The organism is Entomohabitans teleogrylli, from assembly GCF_001484765.1.
In the GTDB taxonomy this organism is placed as follows: domain Bacteria; phylum Pseudomonadota; class Gammaproteobacteria; order Enterobacterales; family Enterobacteriaceae; genus Entomohabitans; species Entomohabitans teleogrylli.
On record NZ_KQ947379.1, the window covers coordinates 211,115 to 225,115 of the forward strand.

General features: G+C 60.6%; 15 protein-coding genes and 1 riboswitch. All 15 genes read right to left on the reverse strand.

Annotated elements, in window-relative coordinates; genetic code table 11:
- Window position 1: 1 nt before the first annotated feature.
- The 15 genes from cbiM to AQ981_RS08310 all read right to left on the reverse strand — a co-directional run bounded on the left by cbiM (window position 2) and on the right by AQ981_RS08310 (window position 13,670).
- Window positions 2-733 carry a cobalt ECF transporter S component CbiM gene (gene cbiM / locus AQ981_RS08240; protein WP_058911269.1) on the reverse strand — a complete coding sequence of 244 codons (732 nt, stop codon included), beginning with the start codon at window positions 731-733 and terminating at the stop codon, window positions 2-4.
- 30 nt (window positions 734-763) lie between these two features.
- Window positions 764-1,468, reverse strand: coding sequence for a cobalt-factor II C(20)-methyltransferase (locus AQ981_RS08245; protein ID WP_058911270.1), 705 nt, complete (start codon window positions 1,466-1,468; stop codon window positions 764-766).
- Window positions 1,465-2,259, reverse strand: a complete 795-nt coding sequence (cbiK, locus tag AQ981_RS08250; RefSeq protein WP_058911271.1) for a sirohydrochlorin cobaltochelatase — start codon at window positions 2,257-2,259, stop codon at window positions 1,465-1,467. Before cbiK ends, AQ981_RS08245 begins: the two co-directional genes overlap by 4 nt.
- Window positions 2,260-3,066 carry a cobalt-precorrin-6A reductase gene (locus AQ981_RS08255; RefSeq protein ID WP_071608847.1) on the reverse strand — a complete coding sequence of 269 codons (807 nt, stop codon included), beginning with the start codon at window positions 3,064-3,066 and terminating at the stop codon, window positions 2,260-2,262.
- Between the two features lie 8 nt (window positions 3,067-3,074).
- On the reverse strand, window positions 3,075-3,800 hold the full coding sequence (locus AQ981_RS08260; RefSeq protein WP_058911272.1) for a precorrin-3B C(17)-methyltransferase: 726 nt from the start codon (window positions 3,798-3,800) through the stop codon (window positions 3,075-3,077).
- On the reverse strand, window positions 3,794-4,855 hold the full coding sequence (gene cbiG, locus AQ981_RS08265) for a cobalt-precorrin 5A hydrolase (protein ID WP_058911273.1): 1,062 nt from the start codon (window positions 4,853-4,855) through the stop codon (window positions 3,794-3,796). The genes AQ981_RS08260 and cbiG overlap by 7 nt, the downstream gene beginning before the upstream one ends.
- On the reverse strand, window positions 4,836-5,609 hold the full coding sequence (locus tag AQ981_RS08270) for a cobalt-precorrin-4 methyltransferase (RefSeq protein ID WP_058911274.1): 774 nt from the start codon (window positions 5,607-5,609) through the stop codon (window positions 4,836-4,838). The genes cbiG and AQ981_RS08270 overlap by 20 nt, the downstream gene beginning before the upstream one ends.
- Window positions 5,593-6,171, reverse strand: a complete 579-nt coding sequence (locus tag AQ981_RS08275) for a decarboxylating cobalt-precorrin-6B (C(15))-methyltransferase (RefSeq protein WP_058911275.1) — start codon at window positions 6,169-6,171, stop codon at window positions 5,593-5,595. Before AQ981_RS08275 ends, AQ981_RS08270 begins: the two co-directional genes overlap by 17 nt.
- A complete protein-coding gene (locus tag AQ981_RS08280; RefSeq protein ID WP_058911276.1) occupies window positions 6,161-6,763 on the reverse strand; it encodes a cobalt-precorrin-7 (C(5))-methyltransferase in 603 nt (200 codons plus the stop codon). Before AQ981_RS08280 ends, AQ981_RS08275 begins: the two co-directional genes overlap by 11 nt.
- Entirely contained in the window at window positions 6,757-7,893 is a 1,137-nt protein-coding gene (gene cbiD, locus AQ981_RS08285) for a cobalt-precorrin-5B (C(1))-methyltransferase CbiD (RefSeq protein WP_058911277.1), read from the reverse strand. Before cbiD ends, AQ981_RS08280 begins: the two co-directional genes overlap by 7 nt.
- The gene (locus AQ981_RS08290) at window positions 7,890-8,531 is read right to left on the reverse strand and encodes a cobalt-precorrin-8 methylmutase (protein ID WP_058911278.1); all 642 of its coding nucleotides are present in this window, start codon (window positions 8,529-8,531) and stop codon (window positions 7,890-7,892) included. The genes cbiD and AQ981_RS08290 overlap by 4 nt, the downstream gene beginning before the upstream one ends.
- Before the next feature lie 142 nt (window positions 8,532-8,673).
- Window positions 8,674-9,630: an adenosylcobinamide-phosphate synthase CbiB gene (gene cbiB, locus AQ981_RS08295; RefSeq protein ID WP_058911279.1), complete on the reverse strand. Its 957-nt coding sequence runs from the start codon at window positions 9,628-9,630 to the stop codon at window positions 8,674-8,676.
- Window positions 9,627-11,009: a cobyrinic acid a,c-diamide synthase CobB gene (locus AQ981_RS08300; protein ID WP_058911280.1), complete on the reverse strand. Its 1,383-nt coding sequence runs from the start codon at window positions 11,007-11,009 to the stop codon at window positions 9,627-9,629. Before AQ981_RS08300 ends, cbiB begins: the two co-directional genes overlap by 4 nt.
- A gap of 100 nt (window positions 11,010-11,109) precedes the next feature.
- Window positions 11,110-11,272, reverse strand: a riboswitch (cobalamin riboswitch).
- Window positions 11,273-11,722: 450 nt separating this feature from the next.
- Entirely contained in the window at window positions 11,723-12,622 is a 900-nt protein-coding gene (gene pocR / locus AQ981_RS08305; protein ID WP_058911281.1) for a transcriptional regulator PocR, read from the reverse strand.
- A gap of 247 nt (window positions 12,623-12,869) precedes the next feature.
- On the reverse strand, window positions 12,870-13,670 hold the full coding sequence (locus AQ981_RS08310) for an MIP/aquaporin family protein (protein ID WP_058911282.1): 801 nt from the start codon (window positions 13,668-13,670) through the stop codon (window positions 12,870-12,872).
- Window positions 13,671-14,001 lie beyond the last annotated feature (331 nt).

Below are 14,001 nucleotides of genomic sequence, written 5' to 3' on the forward strand. Positions count from 1 at the left end.
TTCATATTCCCCGCGCGGTAATGAGCTGGCGTTTGGTTAACTGGTCATAAATCAGTACTGTCAACAGACCTTCGGCAATCGCCACCGGGATCTGCGTCAGGCAGAAAATCCCCATAAACTTGGCCATCGCACCAGCGGCGCCGGACTGCGGATCGGGAAACGCCGCGCCGAGCTGTAGCGAGGTAACAAAATAGGTCATCAGATCCGCCGTCATGGCGCACAGGAATACCGCCACATCGCTGCGCAGCCCGGATTTACGCGCCAGCCGCCACACCAGATAACCAGCCACCGGCCCGATCACCGCCATCGACATGCCGTTAGCGCCGAGGGTGGTTAACCCGCCATGAGCCAGCAGCAGCGCCTGGAACAACAGCACGATGGCGCCGAGGGTTGCCACCACCCCGGGGCCAAACAGGATCACCGCCAGCCCGACGCCGGTAGGATGCGAACAACTGCCGGTCACCGAAGGTATTTTCAGCGCCGAAAGCACAAAGATAAACGCCCCGCACAGCGCCAGCAGCACCTTCTGATGACTGTCCTGCTGGACAATCTGGCGCAGACGCACCAGCCCGTACCACAGGCACGGCAGGAACAGCACCCACCAGGCCAGCGCCCACAGCGGGGGTAAAAAGCCTTCCATAATGTGCATCGCGAACGCATCGTCGGGAACCGCCAGCATCAGCAGCCCCAGACCCAGCCCCGAAAAAGAGAGGCGTTTCAACTGTTGTTCCATAATCCTTCCCCTGTCGCTTATGACGGTCGGTCATGCCTGGCCGCGGTTCACCAGAATGGTGGAAAAATAGGCCAGCGGCTGGTCGTCGCTCACCGCGGCCAGATCCCGCCAGCACTGCTCCTCCGGCAGAGTCGCTTCTGTCATCATCACGGCGTATTCCAGTAATCCAAGGCGCGCCAGCAGCGCTTTGACCGCCGGGAAACGCCGGTACACCTTCATCAGCACCACGCACTCATGCTGCCTGAGCGCCTGCTCCAGCGCCGCCTCGCCGGCGGTACAGGAGACGATCGCCAGCGACTGTTGTTCCATCGCCAGCGGCAGTTGCGCCGCGGCGGCAATCGCGGCGAAGGAGGTCACCCCGGGGACAATCTCCAGCCACGGCACGCGCCCGAGGCGCTGGAACAGAAATACCCAGGTGCTGAACAGCATGGCGTCGCCGAGGGTGATAAAACCGACCCGCTTTCCGGCCGCCACTTCGTGGCGCAGCGCGGCGCTAATCTCATCCCACACCGCGGTTTTTTCCTCGCTGTCGGCGCTCATCGGAAAATGGCAGGTGCGCACATCAGTCTGTGGGCCGAGATAGTCGCGGGCGATACTCAGCGCGACGCTCTCCCCACCGCGGCGTCCCGCCGGGGCATACAGCACATCCAGCGTGGCGATAATGCGTGCGGCGCGTACGGTGATCAGATCGCTGGCTCCCGGCCCGACGCCCAGCGCATAGAGTCTTCCGCTCATGCCACCTCCAGACAGGCGTCGCTCAGCGCCTGCTGCAAATGATCGCTGAACATGGCGCGAATCGCCGGGTTTTCCCCCAGCCCCTGCAGCCAGGGCCGGGCGTCAATACCGGCGCGGGCGAAGCGGGTTTTCCACGAATCTTCTTCATCCGAGGCCATATCGTTGATGGCGTGATCGCCGGCCACCAGCATCAGGGGCATCAGGTGTACCCGACGCACCTCCTGGCGGCGCAGGCTATCGATCAACACCTCAATTTCCGGGTAACTTTCCACCGCGCCGACGCGCATCGGCAGCCCGCGCGCCGTCATCAGATGATCGAGGCAGGCGTAGGCGGCGAAAGCGTGGTGGCTGGCGCCGTGTCCCATAAACACCACCTGCTCCCCGGCCGCCAGCGGCGGTAGCTGCTGCTGTAGCGCGGTAAGCAGGGTTTCATAATCCGCAAAGCCGCTGAGCAGCGGCGCGCCAATCACCAGACGCTGAAACTGACCGCGCAGTTCGGCAACCTGACGGACGATTTTTTCGTATTCATCGCCGTTGATGATATGCAGCGACTGAATCGCCACATCCTGATATCCCAGCGCCGCCAGGCGGCGCAGCGCCTGCTGCGGGTTGTCGATGTCGAGGTTGTCGCGCTGTTTCAGCTTGCGAATAATCATGCCGGAGGTAAATGCCCGGAACAGATGCCGATCCGGGCAACGGGCCGCCAGCGCATTTTCGCAGGCGGTAATGTTCTTCTCACGGGTATCGTGATAGCTGGTGCCAAAGCTGATCACGAGCAGGGCTTTCTTCATCTATTTCTCCTGAGCATCCGCCGCGGGATGCGGGTTATTTTTCGCCGCCAGCCACTCGCGCAGACAGCGAGCGAAATCCTCCTGGCTCTCCAGCAACGCCGCCCCCGACGCCTCGTCCGGCGGACGGGTCAGCACAATGCACGGGATGTTCAGCGCCAGACAGGGGCGCACTTTTTCCAGAAATCCCCCCTCGCTGCCGGACTCTTTGGTGATCACCACATCGGCCCGACATTGCTGATAAAAGACCTGATTAAACGCGGCGCTGAACGGCCCGCACAGAGCATAAATCTGTTCGACGCCCAGCCCGGAAGCTTCACACTGCGCCAGCGCCTGTGCGGTAGGCAGCACCCGCGCCAACAGAGTTTTATCCGCCAGTCCCTGGCGCCAGCGGGCCAGATCTTTGCTGCCGGTGGTTAACAGCACCCGCGGTCCGCAAGCGCTGGCCAGCCGGCAGGCCTCTTCTATCGATGTCGCCCGGTGCAACAGCGGGCTGTCGATAACCTCCAGTTGCCCCGGCCGCTGATAGCGGTGCAGGCGGATCCCCAGTTGCCGGCAGGCCAGGCGGGCGTTACGGCTCACGACCTCGGCGTAGGGATGCGAGGCGTCAATCACCCAGCGCACCCGGTGTTCCCGCAGCCACATCACCATTTGTGGGCCATCCATGCGCCCGCTGCGTATCGTACCGCGCAGCCCAGCGGCCATTTGTCGACCCGCCGGCGTGGCCACCGACAGGGTGTAATCCACCCCGGCCTCGTCCAGCATCCGGCATAGCTGGCGGGCGTCGCTGGTGCCGCCAATCACCAGCACCGGCGCCGTCACAGTTGGTAGCCTCGCGGGGTGATCATCAGGCCATCGCGCAGATAGGTGGCCTGATTGCCGACAATCACCAGGCTGGTCATGTCTACCGGCGCAAAGTCCATCTCGCCGAGGGTCGTCAGCCATTTTTCCTGCTTTTTACGGCCGGCGGCTTTGACTACCCCGACCGGGGTCTGCGGATCCTTACTTTCCAGCAGCAGTTCAAAAGCGCGCGCCAGATGCCCTTCCCGCCCACGACTGCGCGGGTTATAAAAGCAGATAACAAAATCCGCCTGCCCGGCGGCGGTGATACGTTTTTCAATCACCGGCCACGGGGTCAGCAGATCGCTTAAGCTGATATGGCAGAAGTCGTGCATCAGCGGCGCCCCGAGCAGCGATGCGGCGGCAATACTGGCGGTAATCCCCGGCACCAGCCGCACCTCCAGATCCAGTTGCTGACGCGTCACTATCTCCAGCACCAGCCCGGCCATGCCGTATATCCCGGCGTCGCCGCTGCTGATCAGGGCGACATTTTTACCCTCCAGCGCCAGATCGATGGCGGTCTGGCAGCGCTCAATCTCTTTGCACATGCCGGTTTTGATCACCTGCTTATCACCGCTCAACCCCTTCACCAGGTGGGTATAGGTTTTGTAGCCGACGATCACTTGCGCCTGTTCCAGCGCCGCGATCGCTTCGCTGGTCATCATGGCCTGCGAACCCGGGCCAATACCGATAACGCTCAACATGAATGGGAAACTCCTAAAGTAATGGTGACGCCCTGTTGACGCAGGGTTTCGCCCACCAGTTGGCCGTCGCTCATTAACCAGGCTACCGGTCGCGAAACGCTACTCACCCCGACGGTCTGGCGCACAAACGCCGAACCGGCGAAACGATGCTCGTGGCGCCGCAGTTCATCGACGCTGAAAATCTCAAAAGGTACCCGGTGGCACAGAGCGAGCTGGTTGAGCGCCGGCTCATCTTTTTTCAGCGCCACGCTGCCAATGGCCCGCAGCGCCAGCGGATCGATATGATTGGCGTTAAATTGCTGGCGCAACAGCGCCACCAGGGTTTGCAGCGAGGTGGCGCGCCGGCAGCCAATGCCCGCCACCACCCGCCGCGGCACCAGGCGGAACAGCGGAACCGACGCCGCCAACGGCAGGTCGCTCAGAGTGACGCATACCAGCGCCGCCAGCCCGTCCAGCTGGCGCAGCGAGGCCACCGGGATAAAACCGCGGGTGTCGCAGCGTTCGGCATCCCCGGCCAGCGCCGGATCCCACCACAGGCCGACGCGCTTCCCGCTCACCAGCATGTGGTTGACGGTCTTCACCGCCTGGCGGAAATCCCGCATATCGGCATCCAGTTGGGTGGCCAGCACGTCCAGCGCCGCCAGTTGGTTAACGTCAGTAGCGGTGGTGATCACCGGATCGGCGCCCAGCACCCCGGCCAGATAGCGGGTCAACGCGTTGGCGCCGCCGACGTGGCCGGAAAGCAGGCTGATAACATGCTGACCGCGCTCATCGATCACCACCACTGCCGGGTCGGTCAGTTTGTCGTTAACCAGCGGCGCAATCACCCGTATCGTCAGGCCGGTGGCGCCCACCACAATCAGCGCCGAATAACTGTGAAACGCCTCACGCACCGTTTGGGCGAAACTGCCGTTAAACGGCATAAAACCCGGCTCCAGCAACTTATCGCTGGTGAAGCAGGTCAGCGGCAGCGCCGCCTGCAACCGCCGGGCCAGCGCCACGCCGCCGGGGGTCAGGCAGAACAGGGCGATGGATTCAGGAGTGACGGTATTCATGGCTAAACTCCGCGTCGTACAGTTTTGAATAGTGGTACTCCGCGCCGAGGAACGGCCCCACCAGAATCAGGGCGGTTTTGCGGATCCCGGCGGCGCGCACCTGGTCGCTGATGTCGCTGAGGGTGCCGCGCAAAGTCTGGCTATCCGGCCAACTGGCCTTGTAGACCACCGCCACCGGGGTATCCGCCGGATAACCGCCGGCGATCAACTGTTCCGCCACCCGGTTAATTCGCTGTACCGAAAGATAAATCGCCATCGACGTCTGGTGGGCGGCAAAAGCGCCAAGGGTCTCCTTCGGCGGCATCGGCGTGCGCCCGGCAATACGGGTGATGATCAGGCTCTGGGACACCTCCGGCACCGTATACTCAATACCGAGCTGCGCCGCGGCGCCCTGGAATGCGCTGACCCCGGGCACCACCTGCCAGCCGATACCGCGCCGTTTCAACTCCTCGCTCTGCTCGCGAATTGAGCCATACAGCGACAGATCGCCAGTCTGCAGGCGCACCACCAGCTTGCCGGCCTGCACGCCCCGGACCATCAAATCGATAATCTGTTCCAGATGCAGAACGGCGCTGTCGTGGCATTCGGCCTGCGGCGGGCAATAGTTAAGGAGATCAGGGTTAATCAGCGAGCCGGCGTAAATCACCACCTGGGCCTGCTGTAGCAAGCGGTAGCCTTTGAGGGTGATCAGCTCGCAATCCCCCGGACCGGCGCCGACGAACCACACGCAGCGAGTGTCAAAAGGTTGATTCATGATGTCCCCTCCTGAGGCAGGAAATAACAAAAGTGGCATTATTCGGTTTGAAATAGTGGCCGCTGCCCAGCGCGGTCAGCGTGGCGCTCTGAATCTGCTGGCAATCCAGTTCCGCCACCGGGCAGTGCGCCAGATGTTGCAGAGCGCCGGACAGGTTCTCCTGCAGAATAAATGTCATCACCAGCCGCCCCCCCTCCACCAGGTGCGCCAACGCCCAGTCGATAAGTTGGGTCAGGTGGCCGCCGCTGCCGCCGATAAAGATTGCCTGCGCCTGTTCGTTGATCTCCAGCGGCGCCACACCATTGATTACGCGCAGAGTGCGGCAGTCGAAATAGGCCATGTTTTGCTCCAGCAGCGCCAGCGCCCGGGGATTACGCTCAATGGCAATCACCCGCAGTTGCGGATAGCGCAGCGCCGCCTCCAGTGCCACGCTGCCGGTACCGGCGCCGACGTCAATCATCAGTTGTGCCCGGTGTAGTTCCAGCCTTGAGAGCGCCAGCGCCCGCACCGCCTCTTTGGTCATCGGCACCTGCTGACCGCGCAGAAATAGTTCATCTTTCATCGAGGATCACCACCACGTTCATCTCCCAGCCTGGCGCCACCTGCTGTGGCGCAAGCCGGTGAATACGTTCATTGTCCTGCGCCAGGTTCTCACCGATGATCAGCGTGCGCGACAGCCCGCGGCGCATGATTTCACGGGCAATCTGATACGGGCCGATAAGCTGATCGGTGACCATCGCCACCCGCGGATGGCCCAGCAGCCAGTCAAAATCGGGCTGGCGTCCGTGACTGCTGGTCATCAATAAGTCGTTCATCGCTACTCCGGCGCGGGCGCACAGATACTGAATGGCGCTGATGCCGGGAATAATGCGGACCCGATCGGCGCCAAAATGGCTGACCAGACGGTTGCCGATGCCGTACAACAGCGGATCTCCGGAAGCCAGCACCACCACGCGCTGCGCCAGGCGCCGCTCCAGCCACGCCAGCAGCCCCTCAATATCGGCATCCAGCAGCCGGGTTTGCGCGCCTGAACCGGCAAACAGCGCCAACTGTCGTCGCCCGCCCACCAGAATTTCCGCCTGCGCAATGGCCTGGCGCGCCGCGTCGGTCAACAGCGCCGGCGTTCCCGGGCCAATACCCGCGACGATCAACATCTCAACGCCCCGACAATGTCCGCCAGCGGGCGGTTACTGCCCAGCAACTGGCTATCAAAGGAAAACAGCACCGCGTCGCAGCGCGGCGGCTGGCGGGTATAGCGCAACATTTCGCCCACCCGCAGACAGATACGCTGCGCCAGCCGGGTATACACCGCCTGCCAGCCGCCGGCGTCGATAACCTCCAGCGCCGCTTCGGTGGTGGTGCATTCGCTGACCGCCAGCAACAGCGCCCGGGGCGCCCCCATCAGCGCCAGATGGGCCACCAGGGTTTCCATCCGCCCATCGGCGATATGGCTGTGGGTATGAAAAATCCCGGCCGCCACCTTCACCAGTTTGCCCGGGTGGCCTATCAGGACGATATGCTGAAATCCCAGCCGTACCGCTTCCTCAATCATGTAGCCGACAAAATTGCTCATGGTGACCACCATGTCGCCATCCAGTTGTAACTGCTCGCGAACAAAGCGCTCGCCGTGGTTGCCCGGCACCAGAATGATTCTGTCCAGCCCGGCGGCGCGCTTCATCTCCAGCTCAATCGCCAGCGAACGTTTCCAGCTCTCTTCGGACATTGGCGTCACAATGCCGGTGGTGCCGATAATCGAAATCCCCCCCTCAATCCCCAGCCGCGCGTTGTAGGTTTTTTTGGCCCGTTCCTGCCCTTCCGGGGCAAAAATCTCCACTTCCGCCCCGCGCCCCGGTCCGATAACCTCGCGCACCGCGGCCTCGATAGTCTGGCGCGGCGTGCGGTTGATGGCGGCGCTGCCCACCGGCAGCCCGACGCCCTGGCGGGTGACGGTCCCCACGCCGTCACCGCCGCGCAGCGCAATCTCGCCGCTGTCATTAAGGGTGACCCGGGCAAAGATCAGCATGCCGTGGGTAGCGTCCACATCATCGCCGCCGTCTTTGCGGATAGCCGCCACCGCCTGTTGTCCGGCAATATGCGGCTGCTCGACGTTAAGACACAGCGTGACGCCGGACGGCGTGACAATCGACACCTGGCGGATAAGATGCTGGCGCAACACCATCAGGGCCGCCACCCGCGCCGCCGCCGTGGCGCACGACCCGGTGGTGTATCCCTTGCGATACGCCCTGCCATGGTGCCAGACGCTGTCCAGTGTCTGTTGGCTCATGCTTCCTCCTGCAGACGGTAGAGCAGCGCATTGACGATCGCCGCCGCCACATTACTCCCCCCTTTACGCCCCCGGGCGGCAATCCCGGTCACGCCGCTGTCGATCAGCGCCTGCTTTGACTCTTCGGCCCCCACAAACCCCACCGGCACCCCCACAATGCCGACCACTGAACGCAGATGGACCTGATGTTCCAGCAGGCGAAACAGCGCGGTAGGCGCATTGCCGAACACAAAAATTTTCTCCCCCGGTTCGCTGACCGCCAGATCCACCGCCGCCATCGAACGGGTTATTCCCTGGCGCTGCGCCTGCTCCGCCACCCGCGCATCGGCGACATAGCAGCGGCACACCCCGTCATAGCGGGCGAGACGGGTTTTATTAATGCCAGACAGCGCCATGGTGGTATCGGTATATATGGCGCAGCCGCGGCGCAGGCCGTCGCTCAGGCGCGCCAGGGCGTCCGGGGAAAACCACAGAAGATCCAGCCAGTCAAAGTCGGCGGTGGTGTGGATCACCCGCTTGATCACCGCCTCCTGCAGCGCGTCGCGAAAGCGAAAATGCGGATACTCCCGGGCGATAATCTCGCCAATAATGGCAAAGCTCTGCGCTTCGATAGCCTGTGGCTGCTGTAGGTATTGCATGGCCCTGTCCTTATTCAGTTCGGCGACAGCATGTTGTACTGTCGCAGCGTTGCCCGGTCTGCCGCCGGCAAGCCGGAGACGCCATTGACGAATGACGCCCGTTAAGCGCCGAACCACGGTTTGCGGCCCGACCCGCCGTTGTCTATCCCCCTGCCAGCCCCCAGCGCAGCGCGGCGAACAGCGCCAGCGCCAGCCCGGCGGCAACCATCATCAAACGCACTGCCCGCGGAATATCGGCGATCTCCACCTCGCGGGTCGCCTCGCCAATCCACGGTTTTTCCACCCGTTCGCCAAAATAGTCATTCGGCCCGCCGAGACGGATCCCAAGGGCGCCGGCGACGGTGGCTTCCGGCCACGCACAGTTGGGGCTACTGTGCTGGCGGCGGTCGCGCCAGCCAGTGCGCAGCGCCCGGCGCGCGTCAAAACCGCTGAGCGCCGCGGCGACGCTCAGCAACAGCCAGCTCAGGCGCGCCGGAATAAAATTAGCCACATCGTCAAGGCGTGCGGATACACAGCCGATAGCCCGATACTGTTCATTTTTGTAGCCCACCATCGAATCGAGGGTGTTGACCGCTTTGTAGGCCATGGCCAGCGGCGCGCCGCCGAGCATCAGGAAAAACAGCGGCGCGATAACCCCGTCCACGCTGTTTTCCGCCACGGTCTCCACCACTGCCCGGGTAATCTGCGGCTTTTCCAGCGCCGCGGTATCGCGCCCGACAATCCACGCCAGTTTCTGGCGGCTTTCCGTGAGACTGCCGCCGCGCAGCGCCTGCTCCACCTCCCGGGCGGCATCGCCGAGGCAGCGCCCCGCCAGGGTGGTGAAAATCATCCACACTTCCACCACCACGCCGAACCACGGGTGAATCCGCCACGCCAGCGTCAGTACGCCCCACGCTGTCGCCCAGGTGACGCCCACGACCACCAGCCACAACACCCCACCGCCGATAAACAGCCCACGCTCGCTGACGCAGACCCGGCGAATAGCACGTTGCACGACGCTAATCAGCGCGCCGATCCAGCGTACCGGATGCGGCCAGCGCGGCGGATCGCCAATCACCAGATCGCACAGCCAGGCGACAAACCACGGCAACAGCGTCATCGCCGGCTCCTTGCCGCGGCAAACCAGCGGTTCAGCAGCGTCGGGCGCTGAGCGAAGTGCAAATGCAGGTAGCTGCCGAGGGTATTTCCTACCTGCCAGCCCCCCTGCCAGTTGCGCAACACCGCGCCGTCGCGGGTTTTGCGGCAGTCGAAAACCGCCGACTGGCGGGGAGTAAAATCGGAGTAATGGAATTCATGGCCGCGCAGGGTCTCACCGGCCTCCGCCAGCAGCGTGGTCTGGCGAGCGGTGGCTTCGCAGTAGCCGAAGCGGGTTAACCGTTCGCCCATATGGCTGTTGCCGGGCAGCACCCCGGCCATCAGAAAGGTCTGCTCATGCCGGTCGGTTAGCATATCGCCGAGGTACATCAGTCCCCCGCATTCGCCGTAGACTGGCACTGCGCGCCGGTGCGCTGCGCGAACGGAATCCAGCATGGCGCGGTTTGCCGCCAGACGCCCGGCGTACAGTTCCGGATAGCCGCCGCCGAACCACACCATGTCGCAGGGTGGCAGGGCTTTGTCATGCAGCGGGCTGAATGGGCACAGCCGTACTCCGCTGTGCTCAAACAGATCCAGCGCATCGGGATAGTAAAAATGGAAGGCTTCATCGCGGGCGATGGCGAGAGTCAACCCCTGCGCCAGCGCCGGATCAGGTAGTTGCGGCATTTCACCAGATGGCATTCGGGCCAACCGGGTCAGCGCCAGCAGACGATCGATGTCGAGGGTGCGGGCCAGTCGGGCGGCAAAATCCCGCCACGGCTGCAGGTTTGGACGGCTTTCACTGGCGCTGACCAGCCCGAGATGGCGCGACGGCAGCGCAATGTCGTCCATCACCGGCACCCGACCGAGTACCGGCAGCCCGCAGTAACGCTCAATGGCGGTTTTCAACAGCTGATAATGGCTATCGCTGTTGACCCGGTTAATGATCACCCCGGCAATAGACAGCGTCGGGTCGAACTGGCGAAACCCCAGCACCGTGGCGGCGATAGACGTAGAAACCGCCTTACCGTCCACCAGCAGAATCACCGGGCAACCGAGCTGTTTCGCCAGCGCGGCGCTGCTGCAGTAATCAGGGTCGCTGCCGTAGCCGTCATAGAGCCCCATCGCCCCTTCAATCAGGGCGACGTCCGCATGGCGCATCGCCTGGCGAAACAGAGCATTAAGGGTGGCGGCGGGCAACATAAAACTGTCGAGATTACGCGAGGGGGTGCCTGAAATGGCGCTGTGCCAGCCGCTGTCGAGGTAATCCGGGCCGACTTTGAAGGGCTGAACGCGCATGCCGAGCTGCCTGAACAGGGAAAGCAACCCGAGGGCGACCGTGGTTTTGCCGGTTCCGCTGCTGGTCCCCGCAAGGACAAATGCCTGCCTGACTGATGCCGCCATCGCCATCCCCTGCTGCCGGGGAGAGTAATGGCGACGTGTACGCAAACCCAGCCAGGACGGCTGTGCGCAACAGGTGACCACCACCCTCCCACCGAAGGTGTTAAGCCTGGGTCATCAGATCGGTCTTCTGGCTTAGCGTCACTCTTATCCGCCCTTCCCAATCCGAAGATCAGTGGTTATGCGGACTCGTCAGCATCACAGCAGCGGGGGCTGCGGGGGATTTTCACCCCCTTCCCGGTATTATCTGATGGCCGTAGATTATTCAGTAACAGACGCGTCATTACTTTAAGTTACATGTGGGCTGGCAGCATTCACTTTTCCCGACCACCCGGACAGTAACCCCGGGTAATACTCTCGTTTGCCGCCTCCCTGTCACTCAAATTATTTAGCGTGTCAGGTACTCTATTACGACTATACGTTATCAAAAAAATAAGAACTTGCTTAGTTTATAAAGTGCGATAACAATAATTGTTGAGCTATAGCAATTTTTTGCACACTACTTTTCTTTTATATCCGTATTTACTTGCCTCTGCACGGGCAATTAATTTTGCAAACTATATCAAAATATTGCTATTTCACGCTTAATTCGGGTTACCGCCAGAAGGTTGATACTCCTTCACCCCGACCACGTTAATTATCTATGCCAATAGGGATGCCGGCGTTTATCACCTTCCCGCGTGCGAATGACTCAGCGACTGTTTTCGGCGCCCCGCTCACTTCATCTCCTGCTCTTCCAGCGCCAGTGAGCGAAATGCCTGCGGTGTGACCTGATAAGTATCGCGGAACACTTTGCAGAAATAGCTGGTCTGGGAAAAACCCAGATTACGGGCGATACTGGCGATACTCCAGTCACTGTGGCACAGCAGTTCCCGGGCGCTGGCCATGCGCTGCTTGTTGACCCAGGCGTTGAAGCCAATTCCCTGATATTTCTTAAATAGCTTACTGAAATAGTACGGACTGAGGTAAACGTGCGCCGCCACCTCTTCGAGACGCAGATCCTCTGACAGGTGCGCATCGATGTAACGCAGCGCTTTTTTCATTTTACTTTCATGGGGCGACTGGGCGCGCTGACGCGCGCTCGGCCGCTCATCGCGGTCTTTAATGACCACAAAATTGAGGTGCTTCTTAAGGCAGTTTTCGACAATCAGTTTCAGCAGATCCGCCGAAGCGGCGATACGCGAATAGTCCACCACCGGTATCTTGTGGTACTCCCTGAGCAGAGTCTGATCTTTGCGCCAGTGCTCATCAACGTTAAGTATTTCAATCAGTTCGACATCATTTTCCAGCCGCACCTGACCGCAGAGCACAAACCCCACCAGATGGCCGGCAATCACCAGCGGAATCGAAAAATCCGTTAACCCGGCGTGGCAGCGATAGATACAGGGACCGTCCGATTTGGACGCTTCCAACCCCCCGCAGCGATCGCTCATGCGGCAACGGTGGTGGCGTTCAGGATCCTGACGCATCAGCTGGCAAAACGGCGTAAAATTAAAGAGTTCGGATATCTCTTCGCCGTGGATGTTCACCACTACAACTGCTAAACCGGTAGCTTGTGCAAAATCCTGGGCGATTTTATTTATGAGTTCTGAGTTGAGCGAACTGGCAGAAATCATGATAAAACCTCTCAGCGTGTGTTGAATTATTGTTATCAGCAAGCCCCAAAAAACACTTTCTATTCACATCTCAACGACAGGGATTTTTCTCCTCTCCGTTATACACCAGTAATGACCTGACTCGTAAACCAAACATAACAAATAACGCCCTCCGGATGGAGGACGTTATTTTTATACAGGAAAGCAGATCACGAAAAAAAGCGCTGTTGCTGCAAATACGGCATTCAGAAAATAAAAACTGTGCGCTTCATTCCACTTTGCAACTATTGCACGGGAGATTCTTACCAATTAAGGTCCGGTAACAGAACGCTCCCAGACATGCGCCGGCAATCGGCGCCACAATGGGAATAATGAAATACGGTAAATCGCGCCCACCGGTCATGGCGATTTTTCCCCAGCCGGCAATAAAAGCGAACAGTTTCGGGCCAAAGTCACGCGCCGGATTCATAGCGAAACCGGTCAGCGGACCAGTCGACGCGCCGATTACCGCCACCAGAATACCAATCAACAGCGGCCCCAGTGCGCCACGCGGCACGCCATTACCGTCGTCGGTCAGCGCCATGATCAGGCACATCAGAATCGAAGTAATCACAATTTCTACCAGCGCGGCCTGCCAGATAGCCAACTGCGGTGCCGGATAAGTACTGAAAATACTCGCCAGATACAGGCTCTCTTCACTACCGCGCACCATGTTATTTACCGCTTCATAGTCGGTGAACAGCGCCATATACAGCACATAGGCCACCAGCGCGCCGCCAAATGCGCCGGCCACCTGCGAAACAATATACGGCAACACTTTAGCGCGCGGAAAACAAGCGAACAGCCACAGTGCGATAGTAATCGCCGGGTTCAAATGGGCGCCTGATATCCCCGCGGTCAGATAGACCGCCAGCGAAATCCCCAGCCCCCACACGATACAGATTTCCCACAGACCAAAACTGGCGCCCGCCACTTTGACGGCGCTCAAACAAGCAATACCAAAGAACAGGAACAGACCGGTTCCCAGAAATTCTGCAATACACTGCGCCTTCAGCGAATCATCATTCATAATGTCACCTTTTCCTCAGGATTATGCGTCCGTGCCGGCACCAGCAGTCGCCAGCCAGGGAGAACACCCCAACATCCTGGCTACCATAGAATAATCGCCGCGGAAAAGTGTTGGCCTCCTTACCGGCGTCACTGACAGAAAATAGTAAACGGATAACAAATTATTGCTCAGGGTAAAACGCCATACCCGCGCCACAAAATGCCTGCGAGCAATAATCCACTCACCGGACGATATTAATTTCTTGCCGGGGCTTTTATCGTTATTTGCAAAGCGGATCGCAATTTTATTTTTAATCGCCAGCCGCCAGTTTGGCGTTAGCAAAAATAATAGA